Annotated in this window: 33 protein-coding genes; 32 read left to right on the top strand and 1 reads right to left on the bottom strand. The window is 54.2% G+C overall.

Annotation, left to right across the window (positions count from 1 at the left end; all coding sequences use genetic code 11):
* Positions 1-93: 93 nt before the first annotated feature.
* From rpsJ to bfr, 30 genes are all read left to right on the top strand, one after another.
* Complete coding sequence (gene rpsJ / locus FJD38_RS07145) at positions 94-405, top strand: 30S ribosomal protein S10 (RefSeq protein WP_003186070.1); 312 nt, start codon at positions 94-96, stop codon at positions 403-405.
* A gap of 81 nt (positions 406-486) precedes the next feature.
* Complete coding sequence (gene rplC / locus FJD38_RS07140) at positions 487-1,122, top strand: 50S ribosomal protein L3 (RefSeq protein WP_003444377.1); 636 nt, start codon at positions 487-489, stop codon at positions 1,120-1,122.
* 12 nt (positions 1,123-1,134) lie between these two features.
* A complete protein-coding gene (gene rplD / locus FJD38_RS07135; RefSeq protein ID WP_019409903.1) occupies positions 1,135-1,737 on the top strand; it encodes a 50S ribosomal protein L4 in 603 nt (200 codons plus the stop codon).
* Positions 1,734-2,033: a 50S ribosomal protein L23 gene (gene rplW, locus FJD38_RS07130; protein WP_003444375.1), complete on the top strand. Its 300-nt coding sequence runs from the start codon at positions 1,734-1,736 to the stop codon at positions 2,031-2,033. The genes rplD and rplW overlap by 4 nt, the downstream gene beginning before the upstream one ends.
* A 14-nt stretch (positions 2,034-2,047) precedes the next feature.
* Entirely contained in the window at positions 2,048-2,872 is an 825-nt protein-coding gene (gene rplB / locus FJD38_RS07125) for a 50S ribosomal protein L2 (RefSeq protein WP_095037963.1), read from the top strand.
* A 16-nt stretch (positions 2,873-2,888) separates the two neighbouring features.
* Positions 2,889-3,164 carry a 30S ribosomal protein S19 gene (rpsS, locus tag FJD38_RS07120; protein ID WP_003232420.1) on the top strand — a complete coding sequence of 92 codons (276 nt, stop codon included), beginning with the start codon at positions 2,889-2,891 and terminating at the stop codon, positions 3,162-3,164.
* Between the two features lie 13 nt (positions 3,165-3,177).
* The gene (gene rplV / locus FJD38_RS07115) at positions 3,178-3,510 is read left to right on the top strand and encodes a 50S ribosomal protein L22 (RefSeq protein WP_003444373.1); all 333 of its coding nucleotides are present in this window, start codon (positions 3,178-3,180) and stop codon (positions 3,508-3,510) included.
* Between the two features lie 13 nt (positions 3,511-3,523).
* Positions 3,524-4,210 (top strand): 30S ribosomal protein S3, encoded by a 687-nt coding sequence (gene rpsC, locus FJD38_RS07110; RefSeq protein WP_003176422.1) that lies wholly within the window; start codon positions 3,524-3,526, stop codon positions 4,208-4,210.
* A 12-nt stretch (positions 4,211-4,222) separates the two neighbouring features.
* Positions 4,223-4,636: a 50S ribosomal protein L16 gene (gene rplP, locus FJD38_RS07105; RefSeq protein ID WP_003444372.1), complete on the top strand. Its 414-nt coding sequence runs from the start codon at positions 4,223-4,225 to the stop codon at positions 4,634-4,636.
* Positions 4,636-4,827, top strand: coding sequence for a 50S ribosomal protein L29 (gene rpmC / locus FJD38_RS07100; RefSeq protein WP_003444371.1), 192 nt, complete (start codon positions 4,636-4,638; stop codon positions 4,825-4,827). Before rplP ends, rpmC begins: the two co-directional genes overlap by 1 nt.
* A gap of 2 nt (positions 4,828-4,829) precedes the next feature.
* On the top strand, positions 4,830-5,096 hold the full coding sequence (gene rpsQ / locus FJD38_RS07095) for a 30S ribosomal protein S17 (protein ID WP_003194644.1): 267 nt from the start codon (positions 4,830-4,832) through the stop codon (positions 5,094-5,096).
* A gap of 23 nt (positions 5,097-5,119) precedes the next feature.
* The gene (gene rplN, locus FJD38_RS07090; RefSeq protein ID WP_002555479.1) at positions 5,120-5,488 is read left to right on the top strand and encodes a 50S ribosomal protein L14; all 369 of its coding nucleotides are present in this window, start codon (positions 5,120-5,122) and stop codon (positions 5,486-5,488) included.
* Between the two features lie 11 nt (positions 5,489-5,499).
* Complete coding sequence (gene rplX / locus FJD38_RS07085) at positions 5,500-5,814, top strand: 50S ribosomal protein L24 (RefSeq protein WP_003444369.1); 315 nt, start codon at positions 5,500-5,502, stop codon at positions 5,812-5,814.
* A gap of 22 nt (positions 5,815-5,836) precedes the next feature.
* On the top strand, positions 5,837-6,376 hold the full coding sequence (gene rplE, locus FJD38_RS07080) for a 50S ribosomal protein L5 (RefSeq protein ID WP_003186044.1): 540 nt from the start codon (positions 5,837-5,839) through the stop codon (positions 6,374-6,376).
* 13 nt (positions 6,377-6,389) lie between these two features.
* Positions 6,390-6,695, top strand: a complete 306-nt coding sequence (gene rpsN / locus FJD38_RS07075) for a 30S ribosomal protein S14 (protein ID WP_019409906.1) — start codon at positions 6,390-6,392, stop codon at positions 6,693-6,695.
* 211 nt (positions 6,696-6,906) lie between these two features.
* Positions 6,907-7,299 carry a 30S ribosomal protein S8 gene (rpsH, locus tag FJD38_RS07070; protein WP_122782089.1) on the top strand — a complete coding sequence of 131 codons (393 nt, stop codon included), beginning with the start codon at positions 6,907-6,909 and terminating at the stop codon, positions 7,297-7,299.
* 12 nt (positions 7,300-7,311) lie between these two features.
* Positions 7,312-7,845 (top strand): 50S ribosomal protein L6, encoded by a 534-nt coding sequence (gene rplF, locus FJD38_RS07065; protein WP_016779180.1) that lies wholly within the window; start codon positions 7,312-7,314, stop codon positions 7,843-7,845.
* A gap of 10 nt (positions 7,846-7,855) precedes the next feature.
* Entirely contained in the window at positions 7,856-8,206 is a 351-nt protein-coding gene (rplR, locus tag FJD38_RS07060; RefSeq protein ID WP_122782088.1) for a 50S ribosomal protein L18, read from the top strand.
* Between the two features lie 3 nt (positions 8,207-8,209).
* Positions 8,210-8,710 (top strand): 30S ribosomal protein S5, encoded by a 501-nt coding sequence (rpsE, locus tag FJD38_RS07055; RefSeq protein WP_003186035.1) that lies wholly within the window; start codon positions 8,210-8,212, stop codon positions 8,708-8,710.
* Positions 8,711-8,712: 2 nt separating this feature from the next.
* A complete protein-coding gene (gene rpmD, locus FJD38_RS07050; protein ID WP_003444363.1) occupies positions 8,713-8,889 on the top strand; it encodes a 50S ribosomal protein L30 in 177 nt (58 codons plus the stop codon).
* 3 nt (positions 8,890-8,892) lie between these two features.
* A complete protein-coding gene (rplO, locus tag FJD38_RS07045; RefSeq protein WP_003444362.1) occupies positions 8,893-9,330 on the top strand; it encodes a 50S ribosomal protein L15 in 438 nt (145 codons plus the stop codon).
* Positions 9,331-10,659, top strand: coding sequence for a preprotein translocase subunit SecY (secY, locus tag FJD38_RS07040; RefSeq protein WP_003444361.1), 1,329 nt, complete (start codon positions 9,331-9,333; stop codon positions 10,657-10,659).
* A 28-nt stretch (positions 10,660-10,687) separates the two neighbouring features.
* Positions 10,688-10,804, top strand: coding sequence for a 50S ribosomal protein L36 (gene rpmJ, locus FJD38_RS07035; protein WP_002555468.1), 117 nt, complete (start codon positions 10,688-10,690; stop codon positions 10,802-10,804).
* A gap of 129 nt (positions 10,805-10,933) precedes the next feature.
* Entirely contained in the window at positions 10,934-11,290 is a 357-nt protein-coding gene (rpsM, locus tag FJD38_RS07030) for a 30S ribosomal protein S13 (RefSeq protein ID WP_016779184.1), read from the top strand.
* A 30-nt stretch (positions 11,291-11,320) separates the two neighbouring features.
* Entirely contained in the window at positions 11,321-11,710 is a 390-nt protein-coding gene (rpsK, locus tag FJD38_RS07025; protein WP_007924177.1) for a 30S ribosomal protein S11, read from the top strand.
* Between the two features lie 18 nt (positions 11,711-11,728).
* Positions 11,729-12,349, top strand: a complete 621-nt coding sequence (gene rpsD, locus FJD38_RS07020; protein ID WP_003444359.1) for a 30S ribosomal protein S4 — start codon at positions 11,729-11,731, stop codon at positions 12,347-12,349.
* 22 nt (positions 12,350-12,371) lie between these two features.
* Positions 12,372-13,373 carry a DNA-directed RNA polymerase subunit alpha gene (locus FJD38_RS07015; protein ID WP_003176403.1) on the top strand — a complete coding sequence of 334 codons (1,002 nt, stop codon included), beginning with the start codon at positions 12,372-12,374 and terminating at the stop codon, positions 13,371-13,373.
* A 42-nt stretch (positions 13,374-13,415) separates the two neighbouring features.
* Entirely contained in the window at positions 13,416-13,802 is a 387-nt protein-coding gene (rplQ, locus tag FJD38_RS07010) for a 50S ribosomal protein L17 (protein ID WP_016779185.1), read from the top strand.
* Between the two features lie 179 nt (positions 13,803-13,981).
* Complete coding sequence (locus FJD38_RS07005; protein ID WP_122782087.1) at positions 13,982-15,430, top strand: catalase; 1,449 nt, start codon at positions 13,982-13,984, stop codon at positions 15,428-15,430.
* A gap of 155 nt (positions 15,431-15,585) precedes the next feature.
* The gene (gene bfr, locus FJD38_RS07000; protein WP_122782086.1) at positions 15,586-16,050 is read left to right on the top strand and encodes a bacterioferritin; all 465 of its coding nucleotides are present in this window, start codon (positions 15,586-15,588) and stop codon (positions 16,048-16,050) included.
* A gap of 65 nt (positions 16,051-16,115) precedes the next feature.
* Here bfr and uvrA read toward each other — a convergent pair whose 3' ends face one another.
* Positions 16,116-18,950: an excinuclease ABC subunit UvrA gene (gene uvrA, locus FJD38_RS06995; RefSeq protein ID WP_122782085.1), complete on the bottom strand. Its 2,835-nt coding sequence runs from the start codon at positions 18,948-18,950 to the stop codon at positions 16,116-16,118.
* A gap of 197 nt (positions 18,951-19,147) precedes the next feature.
* Here uvrA and FJD38_RS06990 point away from each other — a divergent pair, with 197 nt between their 5' ends.
* Positions 19,148-20,539 (top strand): MFS transporter, encoded by a 1,392-nt coding sequence (locus tag FJD38_RS06990; protein ID WP_122782084.1) that lies wholly within the window; start codon positions 19,148-19,150, stop codon positions 20,537-20,539.
* 9 nt (positions 20,540-20,548) lie between these two features.
* Positions 20,549-21,079, top strand: a complete 531-nt coding sequence (locus tag FJD38_RS06985) for a single-stranded DNA-binding protein (RefSeq protein ID WP_122782083.1) — start codon at positions 20,549-20,551, stop codon at positions 21,077-21,079.
* The last annotated feature ends 40 nt before the right edge of the window (positions 21,080-21,119 follow it).

The following is a 21,119-nucleotide window of genomic DNA, read 5'->3' as shown; positions in this document are numbered from 1 at the left end:
AGTTGACACCCGCTGGGGCCGTCTATAGAATTGCGCCTCCTTTTAACGGGCGTATTGCGCTCGGTGGGAACAGCAATCGGAGTCTGAAATCCAATGCAAAATCAGCAAATCCGTATCAGGTTGAAGGCTTTTGACCATCGCCTGATCGACCAATCAACCCAGGAAATCGTGGAAACCGCGAAACGTACTGGTGCTCAGGTTCGTGGTCCTATTCCACTGCCTACTCGTAAAGAGCGGTTCACTGTTCTGGTTTCCCCGCACGTCAACAAAGACGCGCGTGACCAGTACGAGATCCGTACTCATAAGCGCGTACTGGACATCGTTCAGCCAACGGATAAAACCGTTGATGCTCTTATGAAGCTAGATCTGGCGGCCGGTGTGGAAGTACAGATCAGCCTCGGCTAAGACTTGGGTCTTAGTCGTGTAACGCTCTGAAATGGGCGGCCATAGCGGGTGAAAGCCCCGTACACTCATGAGGTTTACAACATGACTATTGGTGTAGTCGGTCGTAAATGCGGTATGACCCGTATTTTCACCGAAGAAGGTGTCTCCATTCCGGTCACGGTCATTGAGATCGAGCCGAATCGCGTCACCCAGTTCAAAACTGAAGAAACCGATGGCTATCGTGCAGTGCAAGTCACTGTCGGCGAGCGTCGCGCTTCGCGCGTAACAGCTGCTCAAGCGGGTCACTTCGCTAAAGCAAACGTTGCTGCTGGTCGTACCGTAATGGAATTCCGCCTTGAAGAAGGCGAGTACCAGGCAGGCGATCTGATCAACGCTGAAATCTTCACCGCAGGTCAGATGGTCGATGTGACCGGTCAGTCCAAAGGTAAAGGCTTCCAGGGTACGATCAAGCGTTGGAATTTCCGTGGCCAAGATAACACTCACGGTAACTCCGTTTCCCACCGCGTCCCGGGCTCTATTGGCCAGTGCCAGACTCCTGGTCGTGTATTCAAGGGCAAAAAAATGTCCGGTCATATGGGCGCTGAGCGCGTGACCGTGCAGTCCCTCGAAGTAGTGCGCGTCGACGCTGAACGCAATCTGTTGTTGGTCAAGGGTGCTGTTCCTGGCGCTACTGGCGGCAACCTGGTTGTACGTCCGGCGGCCAAGGCTCGCGGTTAAGGGGAAGCTGACATGCAATTAAATGTAAATGACGCTCAAGCGATCGAAGTTTCCGAACTGACATTCGGCGGCGAGTTCAATGAGACGCTGGTTCACCAAGCAGTCGTGGCCTACATGGCCGGCGGCCGTCAAGGTAGCAAGCAGCAAAAAACCCGTTCCGACGTTCGTGGTGGCGGTAAGCGCCCTTGGCGTCAGAAAGGTACTGGCCGTGCTCGTGCCGGTACTATCCGTAGCCCAATCTGGCGCGGCGGTGGTACTACTTTCGCAGCTCGCCCACAAGATCACTCTCAGAAGCTGAACAAGAAGATGTATCGCGCAGCAATGCGTTCCATCCTTGCTGAGCTGGTGCGTACTGATCGTCTGGTCGTGGTTCAGGACTTCGCTGTTGAAGCGCCGAAAACCAAAGATCTGCTGAACAAACTGACTGGCATGGGTCTGACAGACGTTCTGATCGTGTCTGAAGTTGTTGATCAGAACCTGTACCTGGCTGCTCGTAACCTGCCACACGTTGATGTACGTGACGTGCAAGGTTCCGATCCAGTTAGTCTGATCGCATACGACAAGGTGTTGATCACCGTGTCGGCCGTGAAGAAATTCGAGGAGCTGCTGGGATGAACCAGGAACGCGTATTTAAAGTTCTGCTTGGCCCGCACGTTTCCGAGAAGGCTACGGTTCTGGCAGACAAGAAAGGCCAGTTCGTTTTCAAGGTTGCTACTGATGCAACCAAGCTGGAAATCAAGAAGGCCGTCGAAAGCCTGTTCAGCGTGAAAGTTGAGCGTGTTACTACCCTGAATGTTCTGGGTAAGAGCAAGCGCACCGCTCGCGGCGTGGGCAAGCGTAATGACTGGAAGAAGGCAGTAATCTCCCTTCAGCCAGGCCAAGATCTCGATTTCAGCAGCAGTGCTGAGTAAGGAAGGGGTGCATCATGGCAATCGTTAAATGCAAACCGACTTCCCCTGGCCGCCGTCATGTGGTCAAGGTGGTCAACCAGGAGCTGCATAAAGGCGCTCCTCACGCACCGCTGCTCGAGAAAAAATCGAAGACTGGTGGTCGTAACAACAATGGCCGTATTACCACTCGTCACATCGGTGGTGGTCATAAACAGCATTACCGTATGGTCGACTTCCGTCGCAACGACAAAGATGGCATTCCAGCCACTGTTGAGCGTATCGAATACGATCCAAACCGTACTGCTCACATTGCTCTTATGTTGTACGCAGACGGCGAACGCCGTTACATCATCGCCCCTAAAGGCGTGAGCGCTGGCGACCAGCTGATTTCGGGTGCTTTGGCTCCGATCAAGCCAGGCAACCAGTTGCAGCTGCGCAGCATTCCAGTTGGTAGCACCGTACACGGCATCGAATTGAAGCCGGGCAAAGGCGCACAGATCGCTCGTTCCGCTGGTGCTTCGGCTCAGCTGGTCGCTCGTGATGGTGTCTACGTGACCCTGCGTCTGCGTTCCGGTGAAATGCGTAAAGTATTGGCTGAATGCCGTGCAACGCTGGGCGAAGTCTCGAACTCCGAGCACAGCCTGCGTTCGCTGGGTAAAGCTGGTGCCAAACGCTGGCGTGGCGTTCGCCCAACCGTTCGTGGTGTTGCCATGAACCCGGTTGACCACCCACATGGTGGTGGTGAAGGTCGTACCTCTGGTGGTCGTCATCCGGTATCGCCATGGGGCTTCCCGACTAAGGGCGCGAAGACTCGTGGTAATAAGCGTACCGACAAAATGATCGTCCGTCGTCGCAAGTAAATAGAGGGATACGACAGTGCCACGTTCTCTGAAAAAAGGTCCTTTTATTGATCTTCACCTACTGAAGAAGATCGAAGTGGCGGCGGAAAAGAACGATCGCAAGCCGGTGAAAACCTGGTCGCGTCGTTCGATGATCCTGCCACAAATGGTCGGTCTGACCATCGCTGTGCATAACGGTCGTCTTCATGTCCCAGTTCTCGTGAACGAAGACATGGTTGGCCATAAACTAGGCGAGTTTGCCGGTACCCGCACTTATCGTGGGCACGTGGCAGACAAGAAAGCCAAGCGTTAAGGGGTAAGGAACGATGGAAGTAGCCGCTAAGTTGTCGGGCGCTCGAATCTCCGCCCAGAAAGCCCGCTTGGTCGCCGACCAGATCCGCGGGAAGAAGGTGGGCGAAGCGCTCAACCTGTTGGCTTTCAGCAACAAGAAAGCCGCCGAGATCATCAAGAAAGTGCTGGAGTCGGCCGTAGCCAACGCCGAGCATAACGAAGGCGCAGACGTAGACGACCTTAAAGTCGCCACCGTTTTCGTCAACGAAGGGCGTTCGCTGAAGCGCATCATGCCGCGTGCCAAAGGCCGCGCTGATCGCATCGTCAAGCGGTCTTGCCATATCACTGTCAAGGTTGCTGACAAGTAACGGAGTCGAAGAGATGGGTCAGAAAGTACATCCCATTGGCATTCGCCTGGGAATCGTCAAGGAGCACACCTCCGTCTGGTACGCAGACGGTCGGACTTATGCGGACTACTTGTTCGCAGATCTGAAGGTGCGTGAATACCTCCAAGACAAACTAAAAAGCGCGTCCGTAAGCCGTATCGATATCCATCGTCCGGCCCAAACTGCACGCATCACCATCCACACTGCTCGTCCAGGTATTGTTATCGGGAAGAAAGGTGAAGATGTTGAGAAACTGCGTCAGGACCTGACCAAGCAAATGGGTGTGCCTGTGCACATCAATATCGAAGAGATCCGCAAGCCGGAACTCGACGGTATGCTGGTTGCGCAGAGCGTAGCTCAGCAGCTGGAGCGTCGTGTAATGTTCCGTCGCGCGATGAAACGCGCTGTACAGAACGCTATGCGCATTGGTGCCAAAGGCATCAAAATCCAAGTGAGCGGTCGTCTCGGCGGTGCTGAAATTGCACGTACTGAATGGTATCGCGAAGGTCGTGTGCCATTGCACACCCTGCGTGCCGACATCGACTATGCCAACTACGAAGCTCACACCACTTACGGTGTGATCGGTGTAAAGGTTTGGATCTTCAAAGGCGAAGTAATTGGTGGTCGCCAAGAAGAACTGAAGCCACAAGCACCAGCGCCTCGTAAAAAAGCTGCTAAGTAAGGGGTACGCCAAATGTTACAACCTAAGCGTACGAAGTTCCGCAAGCAGATGACTGGCCACAACCGTGGCTTGGCATTGCGCGGTAGCAAAGTCAGCTTCGGCGAATATGCGCTGAAGTCTGTTGCTCGTGGTCGTCTCACCGCTCGTCAGATCGAGTCAGCGCGTCGTGCACTGACCCGTCACGTTAAACGTGGCGGCAAGATCTGGATCCGTGTATTCCCGGACAAGCCTGTAACCAAAAAGCCACTCGAAGTTCGGATGGGTAAAGGTAAGGGTAACGTGGAATATTGGGTTGCCCAGATTCAGCCAGGCAAAGTCCTGTATGAAATCGAGGGTGTTACTGAAGAGCTGGCGCGTGAGGCTTTCGCCCTGGCTGCTGCAAAGCTGCCGCTCGCCACCTCCTTTGTTAAACGGACGGTGATGTGATGAAAGCGAATGAACTTCGTGAAAAATCCGCACAGCAGCTGAACGAGCAACTGCTCGGCTTGCTGCGCGACCAGTTCAATCTGCGTATGCAGAAAGCAACTGGCCAGTTGGGGCAGTCGCATCTGCTCTCGCAAGTTAAGCGTGACATTGCTCGCGTGAAGACTGTGCTCAAACAGCAGGCAGGTAAGTAATCATGGCTGAAGCCGAAAAAACTGTCCGTACGCTGACTGGCCGTGTTGTCAGCGACAAGATGGACAAAACCATCACCGTTCTGATCGAGCGTCGCGTTAAGCACCCGATCTACGGTAAATACGTTAAGCGTTCGACTAAGCTGCACGCGCACGACGAAACCAATCAGTGCCACATCGGCGACAAAGTCACTATTCGTGAAACTCGTCCGATGGCCAAGACTAAGTCTTGGGCATTGGTTGATGTTCTCGAACGCGCTGTGGAAGTCTAAGGACTAGGGGTCGGAGAAATTATATGATTCAGACTCAATCCATGCTCGATGTGGCCGATAACAGCGGCGCACGCCGCGTTATGTGCATCAAGGTGCTGGGTGGCTCCCATCGTCGTTACGCTGGTATCGGTGACATCATCAAAGTTACCGTGAAGGAAGCAATTCCTCGCGGTAAAGTGAAAAAAGGCCAAGTGATGACTGCTGTTGTAGTCCGCACTCGTCACGGCGTACGTCGTGCTGATGGCTCCATTATCCGCTTTGATGGCAACGCTGCTGTTCTTCTGAACAACAAGCAAGAGCCGATCGGCACCCGTATCTTTGGGCCAGTGACCCGTGAACTTCGTACTGAGAAGTTCATGAAGATCGTCTCGCTCGCCCCAGAAGTGCTGTAAGGAGATCCGACATGCAAAAGATTCGTCGTGACGACGAGATCATCGTGATCGCCGGCAAAGACAAAGGTAAGCGCGGTAAGGTGCTTAAGGTTCTCGCTAACAACCGTCTGGTTATTGGCGGTCTGAACCTGGTAAAGCGTCATACCAAGCCTAACCCGATGTCGGGCGTACAAGGCGGTATCGTCGAGAAAGAAGCTCCACTGGACGCTTCTAACGTAGCCATTTTCAACGGCGAAACCAACAAGGCTGACCGCGTTGGTTTCAAAGTAGAAGAAGGCAAAAAAATTCGTGTCTTCAAGTCGACCCAAAAAGCGGTTGATGCTTGAACACTGCTAGGTAGATAAGACCATGGCACGACTAAAAGAGATTTACCGGAAGGAAATCGCTCCGAAACTTAAGGAAGAACTTAAGCTTTCGAACGTGATGGAAGTTCCGCGCGTTACCAAAATCACCCTGAACATGGGTTTGGGCGAAGCGATCGGTGACAAAAAAGTCATCGAGCACGCTGTAGCTGATTTGGAAAAGATCACTGGTCAAAAAGTTGTTGTGACCTACGCTCGCAAGTCCATCGCAGGCTTTAAAGTTCGCGAAGGCTGGCCGATCGGCGTCAAAGTAACTCTGCGCCGTGAGCGTATGTACGAATTCCTGGATCGTCTGCTGTCGATCTCCCTGCCTCGGGTACGCGACTTCCGCGGCCTGAATGCCAAGTCCTTCGATGGTCGTGGTAACTACAGCATGGGCGTAAAAGAGCAGATCATCTTCCCGGAAATCGACTACGACAAAATCGATGCCCTCCGCGGTCTGGACATTACCCTGACCACCACTGCTCGGACAGATGATGAAGGTCGCGCCTTGCTGCGTGCTTTCAAATTCCCGTTCCGCAACTGATTGGAGTAGGACCATGGCTAAGATGAGCATGAAAAACCGCGAGCTGAAACGTCAGCTCACGGTTGCCAAGTTCGCCAAGAAGCGTGCTGAGCTGAAAGCTATCATCGTGGATCTGAACGCAAGTCCAGAAGCCCGTTGGGAAGCTCAAGTTGCTCTGCAGAAGCAGCCACGTGACGCAAGCGCTGCGCGCATGCGTAACCGCTGCCGCCTGACTGGCCGTCCGCATGGTGTTTACCGCAAGTTCGGCCTGGGCCGTAACAAATTGCGTGAAGCAGCAATGCGCGGCGACGTACCAGGTCTGGTTAAAGCCAGCTGGTAAGGCGCACAGGCAAAGTTATCGCTGCCAGGGTCTCAAGATCCTGACAGCCGGTGACCTTGAATATGAATCAAGCCCCTATTGGGGCTTGATTCATTTCTGACGTGTGTCTAGAATGACCGGCTCGCCTGAGCCCGTGCTTTTTGAGCATTGAGTACTCGGCGAAAGTTGTAGCCGCAAGGCTAATTTTTTTTGTATCAGGAGCATCTAGCCCATGAGTATGCAGGACCCGTTAGCGGACATGCTAACTCGAATCCGTAATGCCCAGATGGCTGAAAAGTCCGTCGTAAGCATGCCGTCTTCCACGTTGAAGGTAGCTGTAGCCAAAGTTCTTAAAGACGAAGGTTACATCGCGGATTATCAGATCAGCAGCGAAACAAAACCTCTGCTGTCTATCGAGCTGAAGTACTTCGAAGGCCGTCCGGTTATCGAAGAAGTTAAGCGCGTTAGCCGTCCAGGCCTGCGTCAGTACAAGTCCTCCGATGATCTGCCGAAAGTTCGTGGCGGTCTTGGTGTGTCTATCGTCTCCACCAACAAAGGTGTGATGACGGATCGTGCTGCGCGCGCTGCCGGTGTCGGCGGCGAAGTTCTTTGCACTGTGTTCTAAGGGGGGATAAGCATGTCACGCGTCGCTAAGAACCCCGTTAAGCTGCCAGCTGGTGTCGAAGTAAAATTCGCCGGCCAACAGCTTTCGGTGAAGGGTGCCAAGGGCACTCTAGAACTGAACATCCATTCGTCCGTTGAAATTGTTGAAGAAGCTGGTGAGCTGCGTTTCGCTGCTCGCAATGGCGATCAACAAACACGTGCAATGGCTGGTACCACTCGTGCGTTGGTAAACAACATGGTCCAAGGCGTAAGCCAAGGCTTCGAGCGCAAGCTCCAGCTGGTCGGTGTTGGTTACAAAGCGCAAGCAAAAGGCACAGTGCTGAACCTGGCTCTTGGCTTCTCGCACCCAGTGGATTACGAATTGCCGGAAGGCATCACCGCTGAGACCCCAAGCCAAACCGACATCCTGATCAAGGGTATCGATAAGCAACTGGTAGGTCAGGTGGCCGCTGAGATCCGCGGTTTCCGTCCACCAGAGCCTTATAAAGGTAAGGGTGTACGTTACGCGGACGAAGTCGTCCGTCGTAAAGAAGCCAAGAAGAAGTAGGGCATAGCAAATGACCGACAAAAAAGTTACTCGACTGCGTCGCGCTCGCAAAGCACGTCTGAAAATGCACGAACTCGAAGTCGTGCGTCTCTGCGTGTTCCGCTCGTCTCAGCATATATACGCCCAGGTCATCTCGGCCGACGGCAGCAAAGTCTTGGCAAGCGCCTCGACTTTGGACAAAGAACTGCGTGATGGTGCCACTGGCAACATCGACGCGGCCACAAAGGTTGGCCAGCTGGTCGCTACGCGTGCAAAAGCCGCTGGCGTCTCGCAGGTGGCTTTCGACCGCTCTGGCTTCAAGTACCACGGCCGCGTGAAAGCGCTGGCTGAGGCTGCTCGTGAAGCTGGGCTGGAGTTCTAAGTTATGTCAAATAACGACCAAAAGCGCGACGAAGGCTACATTGAGAAGCTGGTTCAAGTTAACCGCGTAGCCAAAACCGTTAAAGGCGGCCGTATCTTCACTTTCACCGCGTTGACCGTGGTTGGTGATGGTAAAGGGCGCGTTGGCTTCGGCCGTGGCAAGTCACGTGAAGTGCCTGCTGCGATCCAGAAGGCAATGGAAGCTGCTCGCCGCAACATGATTCAAGTGGACCTGAACGGCACCACTCTGCAGTACGCCATGAAATCCGCCCACGGCGCTTCCAAGGTTTACATGCAGCCTGCTTCTGAAGGTACCGGTATCATCGCTGGCGGCGCTATGCGTGCTGTCCTCGAAGTTGCTGGTGTTCAGAACGTACTGGCCAAGTGCTACGGCTCGACTAACCCGGTAAACGTGGTTCACGCCACTTTCAAAGGTTTGAAAGCTATGCAGTCTCCTGAGTCTATTGCCGCTAAGCGTGGCAAAAGCGTTAAGGAGATCTTCTGATCATGGCTACCGTTAAAGTAACGCTGATCAAAAGCATGACCGGCCGCATCCCTAATCACAAACTGTGCATTAAGGGTCTGGGTCTGCGTCGCATCGGTCACACTGTAGAAGTACTTGATACTCCCGAGAATCGCGGGATGATCAACAAGGCTTACTACATGCTGCGTGTAGAGGGTTAATCGATGAAACTCAATGATCTGAGTCCAGCGCCGGGTTCCCGTCGCGAAAAGCATCGTCCGGGCCGTGGTATCGGTAGTGGTTTGGGTAAGACTGGTGGCCGTGGTCACAAAGGTCAGTCCTCCCGCTCCGGTGGCACTATTGCTCCAGGCTTTGAAGGCGGTCAACAGCCGCTGCATCGCCGTCTGCCTAAGTTCGGTTTCGTTTCCCTGAAAGCCATGGATCGCGCAGAAGTGCGTTTGTCCGAGCTGGCTAAAGTGGAAGGCGACATCGTTACTGTGCAGACCCTGAAAGATGCCAACGTGATCAACGTCAACGTACTGCGTGTGAAAATCATGCTGTCCGGTGAAGTTACTCGCGCTGTCACAATCGGCAAGGGAATCGGCGCCACCAAAGGTGCGCGTTCGGCTATCGAAGCAGCTGGCGGCAAGTTCGAGGAATAAATGGCTAAGCAAGGTGCTCTCTCAGCGCTCAGCAAAGGCGGGTTGTCCGAGCTCTGGGCTCGTCTGCGATTTCTATTCTTGGCGATTATCGTCTACCGAATAGGCGCACACATCCCAGTTCCAGGTATCAACCCGGACCGGCTAGCGGACCTGTTTCGACAGAATGAGGGGACCATACTTAGCTTGTTCAACATGTTTTCCGGCGGTGCGCTGGAGCGGATGAGTATTTTTGCGCTGGGGATCATGCCGTACATTTCGGCATCGATCATCATGCAGCTTATGTCCGCTGTCAGCCCACAGCTGGAGCAGTTGAAGAAGGAAGGTGAAGCTGGTCGTCGCAAGATAAGCCAGTACACCCGCTACCTCACTGTCGCTCTTGCTCTTGTCCAGGCCATTGGCATGTCCATTGGTTTGGCAGGGCAGGGCGTCGCGTTCACTGGTGATCTAGGCTTCCATTTCGTTGCAGTTACCACGTTTGTGGCAGGTGCAATGTTCATGATGTGGCTGGGTGAGCAGATTACTGAGCGCGGAGTTGGCAACGGTATCTCGATGTTGATTTTTTCGGGTATCGTCGCCGGTCTTCCGAGAGCAATAGGGCAGTCTTTCGAGTCTGCGCGTCAGGGTGATATCAATATCTTCGCTCTGGTTGCTATCGGTTTGCTGGCAGTAGCGATTATCGGTTTTGTGGTGTTCATTGAGCGTGGCCAGCGTCGTATTGCTGTTCACTACGCCAAGCGTCAGCAGGGCCGCAAGGTGTTTGCTGCACAGACGAGCCACCTACCGCTGAAAGTGAATATGGCCGGTGTTATTCCGGCTATTTTTGCGAGCAGCATTTTGCTGTTCCCGGCTTCGCTGGGTGCCTGGTTCGGTCAGTCTGAAGGTATGGGCTGGTTGCAGGACATCTCGCAGTCGATCGCTCCTGGTCAGCCGTTGAATATTCTGCTGTTTAGTGCAGGGATTATTTTCTTCTGCTTCTTCTATACGGCGTTGATGTTCAATCCGAAAGACGTAGCGGAAAACCTGAAGAAGTCCGGTGCCTTTATTCCGGGTATCCGTCCAGGTGAGCAGTCGGCACGCTATATTGATGGCGTTTTGACTCGTTTGACTCTGTTCGGTGCTCTTTATATGACGGCCGTGTGCTTGTTGCCCCAGTTCCTGGTGGTTGCAGCAAACGTTCCGTTCTACCTTGGCGGGACCTCGTTGCTGATCGTTGTCGTGGTTGTTATGGACTTCATGTCCCAAGTACAATCGCACCTCGTTTCACACCAGTACGAATCCCTGATGAAGAAAGCCAACCTGAAGGGCTACGGCAGCGGAATGCTTCGCTGAAGTGTCCATAAGGTGATAGGAGTTGGTGATGAAAGTTCGTGCATCGGTGAAAAAGCTGTGCCGTAACTGCAAGATTATTCGCCGCGAAGGTGTTGTTCGAGTAATTTGCAGCGCGGAACCACGTCACAAACAGCGCCAAGGCTGAGTGTGATCTGTTTGAAGCCCAGCAGCTAGTGCGCTGCTGGGTTGATTATTTGTTATTACAGCGATATTATCTCGCGCCCTATTTCTTGGCTTCCGGGGCGTAGGTAGCTGTCAATTGGAGTCCCACTGAATGGCCCGTATTGCAGGCGTTAACATTCCAGATAACAAGCACACTGTTATCTCGCTGACCTACATCTATGGTGTTGGTCGCACTACCTCACAGAAAATCTGTGCGGATGCTGGTGTAAACCCAGCCGCTAAGATCAAGGATCTGAGCGACGAGCAGATTGAGTTGCTGCGTGGCGAAGTGGCGAAGTTCACCACTGAAGGTGACCTGCGTCGTGAAGTCAACATGAAAATCAAACGCTTGATGGACTTGGGCTGCTATCGCGGTCTGCGCCATCGTCGTGGTCTTCCAGTACGCGGTCAGCGTACCAAGACCAACGCGCGTACTCGCAAAGGTCCGCGTAAGCCGATCCGCAAGTAATCGCACCAGCGAATCGACAGGAATTTAGTCATGGCAAAACCTGCTGCTCGTCCTCGTAAGAAAATTAAAAAGACAGTGGTTGATGGCATCGCCCACATCCACGCGTCTTTCAACAACACCATCGTGACCATCACCGACCGTCAGGGTAATGCGCTTTCTTGGGCAACCTCCGGTGGTTCGGGTTTCCGCGGTTCTCGCAAGTCCACCCCGTTCGCTGCTCAAGTAGCTGCTGAACGTGCTGGTCAAGCTGCGCTGGAATATGGCCTGAAAAACCTTGACGTTAACGTTAAGGGCCCAGGTCCAGGTCGTGAGTCCGCTGTCCGTGCTTTGAACGGCTGTGGCTATAAGATCGCCAGCATCACCGACGTGACGCCTATCCCGCACAACGGGTGCCGTCCGCCGAAGAAGCGCCGCGTGTAATCCAGGAGACTGTAAAGAATGGCTCGTTACATTGGTCCAAAATGCAAACTGGCACGTCGTGAAGGCACCGATCTCTTCCTGAAGAGTGGTGTGCGCGCTATCGAATCGAAGTGCAATATTGAAGCTGCTCCAGGCATCCACGGCCAACGCCGCGGTCGCCAATCCGACTACGGTACCCAACTGCGTGAAAAGCAGAAGGTCCGTCGTATCTACGGCGTTCTCGAGCGTCAGTTCAGCGGCTACTACAAACAAGCTGCTGGCAAAAAAGGTGCAACCGGTGAAAACCTGCTGCAACTGCTCGAATGCCGCCTGGATAACGTCGTATACCGTATGGGTTTCGGTTCTACTCGTGCCGAATCTCGTCAGTTGGTATCGCACAAGTCGATCAGCGTTAACGGTCAAACCGTAAACGTTCCGTCCTACCAGGTTCGTGCTGGTGACGTGGTCGCTATCCGCGAGAAAGCAAAGAACCAGCTTCGCATTGTCCAAGCTCTCGATCTGTGTGCCCAACGTGGCCGCGTAGAATGGGTAGAAGTAGACACTGAGAAGAAGTCGGGCGTTTTCAAGAACGTTCCTGCTCGCAGTGATCTGTCCGCCGACATCAACGAAAGCCTGATTGTCGAGCTCTACTCCAAGTAAGGGCTAGAAAATAGGTGCATCCATGCAGATTTCGGTAAATGAGTTCCTGACACCTCGCCATATTGATGTGCAAGTTGTCAGTCCAACCCGCGCTAAAATCACTCTCGAGCCTCTCGAGCGTGGTTTTGGCCACACCCTGGGCAACGCGCTGCGACGCATCCTGTTGTCCTCAATGCCAGGCTGTGCAGTAGTCGAGGCCGAGATTGATGGTGTGCTCCACGAGTACAGCGCCATCGAAGGTGTACAGGAAGACGTAATTGAAATCCTGTTGAACCTTAAAGGTCTGGCTATCAAGCTGCACGGCCGTGACGAAGTTACGCTGACCTTGTCGAAGAAGGGTTCGGGGGTGGTTACCGCTGCCGATATTCAGCTGGATCATGATGTCGAGATCGTTAATCCCGATCACGTAATCGCCAACCTGGCGTCTAACGGCGCCTTGAACATGAAGCTCACCGTAGCTCGTGGTCGTGGTTATGAACCAGCAGACTCGCGTCAGAGCGATGAAGATGAAAGCCGCAGCATTGGTCGCTTGCAGCTTGACTCTTCGTTCAGCCCGGTTCGCCGTATCGCATACGTGGTGGAAAACGCCCGTGTCGAACAGCGTACTAACCTGGACAAGCTGGTTATTGATCTGGAGACCAACGGTACCCTGGATCCTGAAGAGGCTATCCGTCGTGCTGCAACCATTCTGCAACAGCAGTTGGCTGCATTCGTCGACCTCAAAGGTGACAGCGAGCCAGTGGTTATCGAACAGGAAGACGAGATCGATCCGATCCTGCTTCGTCCGGTTGACGATCTGGAACTGACCGTGCGTTCGGCCAACTGCCTTAAGGCGGAGAACATTTACTACATCGGTGACCTGATTCAGCGCACCGAAGTAGAACTGTTGAAGACTCCGAACCTGGGCAAGAAATCCTTGACTGAAATCAAGGACGTTCTGGCCTCCCGTGGTCTGTCCCTCGGCATGCGCCTCGACAACTGGCCGCCTGCAAGTCTTAAGAAGGACGACAAGGCGACTGCCTGATCGTCGTAATCACCGAACGTTGTGTTTGGTAAGGAATGAACCATGCGTCATCGTAAAAGTGGTCGTCACCTGAGCCGCACTAGCTCGCACCGCAAGGCTATGTTTCAAAACATGGCAGTGTCGTTGTTCGAGCACGAGCTGATCAAAACGACTCTGCCGAAAGCCAAAGAATTGCGTCGCGTTGCTGAGCCGCTGATTACTCTGGCCAAGATTGATTCTGTTGCTAACCGCCGTCTGGCTTTCGACCGTACTCGTTCGAAAGCTATGGTTGGTAAGCTGTTCAACGATCTGGGCAAGCGTTATGCAACTCGTGAGGGTGGCTACCTGCGCATCCTCAAGTGCGGTTTCCGCGCTGGCGACAACGCGCCTATGGCGTACGTCGAGTTGGTTGATCGTCCAGTTGGCGGTGAAGCTGTATCCGCTGAGTAAGACGTCAGTCTCTACAGAGAACCGGGCCTAGTGCCCGGTTTTTTGTGCGCGTCATTTAGCTATTGTTATTTTCTATTGGTTCGTGAAGTTCAATGCATTTGCCCGTTTAGAGATCGTGGTCAATACTCGTCCTCAGCCGATTAGCCGGCAGCATCAAGACTGACTGAGGAAGGATTAGCATGAGCCTGACCAAAACGCTTACGACCGCCAGTGGCGCCCCTGTTGCTGACAATCAGAACTCGCGATCGGCTGGGCCTCGTGGCCCCCTGTTGCTCGATGACTTTCATCTGATTGAGAAGCTCGCGCACTTTAATCGCGAAAATATTCCCGAGCGTCGTGTGCACGCCAAAGGTTCAGGTGCTCATGGCACCTTCACCCTGACCCGTGATATTGCGCAGTACAGCAGTGCCAAGCTGTTTGATACCGTTGGCAAGCAAACGCCCACCTTTATGCGATTTTCGACAGTAGGTGGCGAGCGCGGCTCCGCTGACACCGAGCGAGACCCGCGTGGTTTTGCGATCAAGTTCTACACCGAAGAAGGGAACTGGGACATTGTGGGTAACAACACTCCAGTGTTTTTTATCCGTGACCCGCTTAAATTCCCCGACTTTATCCACACCCAAAAACGTCTGCCGCAAAGCAATCTGAAAAGTGCGCAAATGATGTGGGACTTCTGGTCGCACTCTCCTGAGTCACTGCACCAGGTCACGATCCTGTTTTCTGATCGCGGGATTCCCGATGGCTACCGTCACATGCACGGTTTCGGCAGCCACACTTACAGTCTGATCAATGCGGCGGGTGAACGGCACTGGGTGAAGTGGCACTACAAGACCAAACAAGGCATCAAAAATCTACCGCCCGCTGAAGCAGCACGTCTGGCAGGCACCGATCCCGATTATGCTCAGCGCGACTTGTTTGAGGCGATAGAGCGCGGTGATTTCCCTAAATGGCGTGTGTGCATGCAAGTCATGACCGAAGCGCAAGCTGCGTCCCATCATGACAACCCGTTCGATGTGACCAAAACCTGGTCGCAGAAAGAGTTTCCGCTGATCGAAATTGGCGAGTTGGAGTTGAACCGCAACCCGTTGAACTACTTTGCTGAAGTTGAGCAGGCGGCATTCGGCCCAAGCAACATGATTCCCGGTGTGGGTCTCTCGCCTGACCGCATGCTGCAAGGGCGGGTGTTCGCTTATGCCGATGCGCATCGCTACCGTGTGGGCACCAACCATCAGCACTTGCCGGTCAACGCGCCACGTGTACCTGTGCACACCTATCAGCGTGATGGTTCGATGGCCTACGGTAACAACGGCGGCGCTGCACCTAACTATGAGCCTAACAGCTACGCCGATGCACCCAAGCAGGCTCCTCAATTTGCAGAGCCGCCACTGGCGTTGAGCGGTGCAGCCGATCGTTACGATCACCGCGAAGACTCGGACTACTACAGCTATGCCGGTGCACTGTTTCGTTTAATGAGTGACGAACAGAAGACGCTGTTGATCAACAACATTGCAGGCACCATGGCCAATGTATCAAGTGATGTCGTAGAGCGTCAGTTGCAGCATTTTTACAATGCCGACCAAGCCTATGGCGAAGGCATTGCCAAAGCACTGGGCGTAACTGGGAACTAACTCTAAGTGAGAAGCAGAACCGCCCTCAATTGGGCGGTTTTTGCGTTATTTAGCCTCATTTTCTACGCATATTGGATGTTTTATTGCGATTGATCCGTGACCTCTCGGTCGGCTTGGTTCAAACTACAGACTTTCAAGCAGGGAGATGTGCGGCGATGCAAGGGCACCCGGACGTAATCGATTACCTCAACACGTTGCTCACCGGTGAGCTGGCTGCACGTGACCAATACTTTGTCCATTCCCGTATGTACGAGGATTGGGGCTTCACCAAGCTTTACGAGCGTATCAACCACGAAATGGAAGAGGAGGCACAACACGCTGATGCGTTGATGCGCCGGATTCTGATGCTCGAAGGTACGCCGCGCATGCGCCCCGATGACCTGGACGTAGGCACTACAGTGCCCGAGATGTTCGCAGCTGACCTGCGCCTTGAGTACAAGGTGCGCGCTGCACTCTGTAAAGGCATTGCGTTATGTGAGCTGCACAAAGACTACGTGAGCCGAGACATGCTGCGTATTCAGCTGGCTGATACGGAAGAAGACCATACCTACTGGCTCGAAAAGCAGCTGGGTCTGATCAAATCGATTGGTTTGCAGAACTACCTCCAGTCGCAGCTCTGATCGATTCAAGCCTCAAAAAAAGCCCCTGCCATCTTTCGGTGACAGGGGCTTTTTCGTGGGTCAATTTAAGCCTTGTCGCGAATCAGCAATGGCTTCAGGTAGAAACCCGTATGCGACTGCTTCATCTCGGCAACCTCTTCAGGCGTACCCGTCGCAATGATCTGACCACCCTTGGAGCCACCTTCCGGCCCAAGATCCACCAACCAGTCAGCAGTTTTGATCACGTCCAGATTGTGCTCGATCACGACCACCGTATTGCCGTGATCACGCAAGCGATGCAGCACATCCAGTAACTGTTGAATGTCGGCAAAGTGCAGACCAGTTGTAGGTTCATCAAGGATGTACAACGTCTTGCCGGTATCACGCTTGGACAGCTCACGAGACAGCTTGACCCGCTGCGCCTCCCCGCCTGACAGCGTCGTGGCGGATTGCCCCAGCTTGATATACGACAAACCTACATCCATGAGCGTTTGTAGCTTACGAGCGAGCGCAGGTACAGCGTCGAAGAACACGCGGGCTTCTTCGATCGTCATCTCGAGCACTTCGTGGATGCTCTTGCCCTTGTATTTTATTTCCAGGGTTTCGCGGTTGTAGCGTTTGCTCTTGCACACATCACAAGGCACATAGATGTCCGGCAGAAAGTGCATTTCTACCTTGATCAAGCCATCACCCTGACATGCCTCGCAACGCCCGCCCTTCACATTGAAGGAGAAACGCCCTGGGCCGTAGCCCCGCGACCGAGACTCAGGCACGCCTGAAAACAACTCACGGATCGGGGTAAACAGGCCGGTGTACGTCGCCGGGTTGGAGCGGGGTGTGCGTCCAATCGGGCTTTGATCGATATCAACTACCTTGTCCAGATGCTCCAGACCTTTAATGCTGTCGTGAGCAGCTGCTTCCAGCGTAGTCGCGCCGTTCAAGGCGGTGGCGCTTAGCGGGTAAAGCGTATTGTTGATCAGCGTAGATTTACCCGACCCCGATACGCCGGTGACACAGGTCAGCAGGCCAATCGGGATTTCAAGATCCACGTTGCGCAAGTTGTTGCCGCGCGCACCTTTGAGTGACAGCGTCAGCTTTTTGTTGCGTGGTGTACGTTTGGCAGGCACGGCGATTTTCACACGGCCAGACAAATACTTGCCTGTCAGCGAGTCAGGGTGCGCCATCACTTCTGCCGGAGTGCCTTGGGCAACGATATGGCCGCCATGAACGCCCGCACCGGGGCCAATATCGACCACGTAGTCCGCCAGGCGAATAGCGTCTTCATCGTGTTCAACCACAATCACGGTGTTGCCGATATCACGCAGATGTTTGAGCGTGCCCAGCAAACGATCGTTGTCGCGCTGATGCAGACCAATCGAGGGCTCATCGAGGATGTACAACACGCCGACCAGGCCCGCGCCGATCTGACTGGCCAAGCGAATACGCTGCGCTTCACCGCCGGACAACGTATCGGCGCTGCGATCCAGCGACAGATAATCGAGCCCCACATTCACAAGGAACTGAAGGCGTTCGCGGATCTCCTTAAGGATTTTGTCTGCAATTTCACCGCGTCGCCCGGTCAGGCTCAGGGAGCTGAAGTACTCGGTCGCATCGCCAATAGGCATGCTGGTCACGGCAGGCAGTGTTTTCTCGCCCACCCATACGTGACGGGACTCGCGGCGTAAACGAGTACCACGGCAATCAGGGCATGACTGGGTACTCAAAAACTTCGCCAGCTCTTCGCGTACAGTGGCGGACTCGGTTTCACGATAACGCCGCTCAAGGTTCGGCACGATGCCTTCAAAAGGGTGCGCACGTTTCACGATATCGCCGCGATCATTCAGATAGCGAAAATCTACATTCTGGGTGCCGCTGCCATACAAAATGACCTTTTGCTTATCGGCAGGCAACTCACCAAACGGCACTTCCAGACTGAAATCGTAATGCTTGGCCAGCGCTCCGAGCATCTGGAAGTAATAAACGTTTCGTCGATCCCAGCCGCGTATGGCGCCTTCGGCAAGCGTCAACTCGCTATTGACCAGCCGCTTGATATCGAAAAACTGCTTCACCCCCAAGCCGTCACAAGTCGGGCAGGCACCCGCAGGGTTGTTGAACGAAAAGAGCTTGGGCTCCAGCTCACTGATCGCGTGACCACAGATAGGGCAGGCGAAGCGCGCAGAGAAGATCATCTCTTCGCCAGGCTCGTCGTCCATCGGAGCGACCAGCGCAATACCATCAGCCAGTTTTAGAGCGGTTTCAAACGATTCGGCGAGGCGTTGCTGCAAGTCGGCACGCACTTTAAAGCGGTCGACCACCACATCAATCGTGTGCTTTTTCTGCTTGTCGAGTTTCGGCAACTCGTCCAGCTCGCACAACTTGCCGTCAACGCGAGCGCGCACGAACCCCTGAGCTCGCAGCTCTTCAAAGACCGAAAGGTGTTCACCTTTACGCTCTCGGATCACCGGGGCCAGCAGCATCAGTTTGCTGCCTTCAGGCTGCGCCAGCACCAAATCAACCATTTGGCTGACGGTCTGGGCTTCCAGCGGAATATCGTGATCCGGGCAGCGCGGGATACCGACGCGGGCATACAACAGGCGCAGGTAATCGTAAATTTCAGTGATGGTGCCGACTGTCGAACGCGGGTTGTGCGACGTCGATTTCTGTTCGATGGAAATTGCCGGCGACAAGCCCTCGATCGTATCAACGTCAGGCTTTTCCATCATCGAAAGAAATTGCCGGGCATAGGCCGACAGTGACTCGACATAACGGCGCTGGCCTTCGGCGTACAACGTGTCAAACGCCAGGGATGATTTGCCGGAGCCAGACAGTCCGGTGATGACGATCAGTTTGTCCCTTGGCAGGGTCAAGTCGATGTTCTTCAGGTTGTGGGTTCGTGCCCCACGTATCAGGATCTTGTCCACTGCGGCCTCGCTTGGCGGGCATTACGTAAACGAATGAGTATACGGTTCTGTGCGAAAAGTGTGCAGGCCCTTAATGGCACGATGTCATTAAAGGCCATTTATAACTTTTACGTGACAAAGCGTCGCGCCTCTCTCGTGTGTGTGCTGTTACACGATGGGACTGGTAGAATCGCCGCCGGTTCACATGAGGTTTTTCCATGCACGATCCCCACAGCGAACGCATGAGCAGCGGCGAGACCCGAGCAGCAAGTGGTCTGGCCCTTGTGTTCGCCTTCCGTATGCTTGGCATGTTTATGGTATTGCCGGTGTTGGCGACCTACGGGATGGACCTCGCCGGTGCGACGCCTGCCCTGATTGGCTTGGCCATTGGCGCTTATGGTCTGACTCAGGCGCTTTTTCAGATTCCTTTCGGTGTCATTTCTGACCGTATCGGTCGCCGGCCCGTGATCTACCTTGGCTTGATCGTCTTCGCTCTCGGCAGTGTGCTGGCAGCTAACTCTGACTCGATCTGGGGTGTTATCGCTGGACGAGTCCTGCAGGGTGCAGGCGCGATCTCCGCAGCAGTGATGGCGCTGCTATCAGACCTGACCCGCGAACAGCACCGCACCAAAGCCATGGCCATGATTGGTATGACCATTGGTTTATCGTTTGCTGTCGCAATGGTTGTAGGGCCACTGCTGACCAACGCTTTTGGTTTGTCCGGCCTGTTTCTGGCTACGGCTGCAATGGCATTGGTGGGTATCGTGATCGTCATGTTCATGGTGCCGCGCTCAACCGGCACCTTGCAGCATCGTGAGTCCGGCGTAGCCAGGCAGGCGCTGTTGCCAACACTGCGTCATCCCGACCTGCTGCGACTGGACCTGGGCATCTTTGTGTTACATGCCATGTTGATGTCCAGCTTTATTGCGCTGCCGCTGGCGCTGGTAGAAAAGGCCGGCCTGCCCAAAGAGCAACACTGGTGGGTGTACCTGACCGCATTGCTGATTTCTTTCTTCGCCATGATCCCATTCATCATCTATGGCGAAAAGAAACGCAAAATGAAACGAGTTTTGCTTGGCGCTGTGGGTACGTTGATGCTCACTGAGCTATTCTTTTGGCAGTTCGGTGACAGCTTGCGAACATTGGTGATTGGCACTGTGGTGTTTTTTACCGCGTTCAACTTGCTGGAAGCTTCATTACCTTCGCTTATCAGCAAGGTGTCACCGGCAGGCGGCAAGGGCACGGCGATGGGAGTTTATTCCACCAGCCAATTCCTCGGCTCAGCATTGGGCGGCATACTCGGCGGCTGGTTGTTCCAGCATGGCGGTTTGTCGGTTGTGTTCCTGGGAGGCGCAGGTCTGGCTGCACTCTGGTTAGCCTTTGCTGTTACCATGCGCGAACCACCCTACGTAACAAGCTTGCGCTTGCCGTTGTCACCTGAAGCGTTGCGCGAAGCAGGTCTGGCTGAGCGTTTAAAGGCTGTTACGGGCGTTACAGATGCAGTGGTCGTTGCCGAAGAGGCCGCGATTTATATCAAATTGGACACCGAACTATTGGATCGCGCGACACTCGAGCAGTTGGTTAACCCAGCGCCGACGTGCGAAGCCTAGGAGAACGTTATGGCCCGTGGGGTTAACAAAGTTATATTGGTCGGCACATGCGGCCAGGATCCCGAAGTTCGCTACTTGCCTAACGGTAATGCCGTGACCAACCTGAGTCTGGCAACCAGCGAACAGTGGACTGACAAGCAAACCGGCCAGAAAGTCGAAAAGACTGAGTGGCACCGTGTATCGATGTTCGGCAAAGTTGCCGAAATTGCTGGCGAATACCTGCGCAAGGGTTCGCAGGTGTACATCGAAGGTAAGCTGCAAACCCGTGAGTGGGAAAAAGACGGTATCAAGCGTTACACCACTGAAATCGTGGTCGACATGCAAGGCACCATGCAACTGCTGGGTGGCCGTCCACAAGGCGACCAACAGAACCAGGGCGGCGGTAACAACTACCAGCAGCCACAGCAGTCCGCTCCGCGTCAGCAGGCTCAACGCCCTGCACCGCAGCAGCAACCGCAGCAACAACGTCAAGCGCCGCAACAACAGGCTCCACAGCCTGCTCCGGATTTCGACAGCTTCGATGACGATATTCCGTTCTAGGTCTTGCCTTAGGCTTAACAGCTTCAGCGTTACCTAAAAA

The organism is Pseudomonas saxonica (assembly GCF_007858365.1).
GTDB classification, from domain to species: domain Bacteria; phylum Pseudomonadota; class Gammaproteobacteria; order Pseudomonadales; family Pseudomonadaceae; genus Aquipseudomonas; species Aquipseudomonas saxonica.
This window is presented reverse-complemented; position numbering and strand designations above follow the sequence as displayed.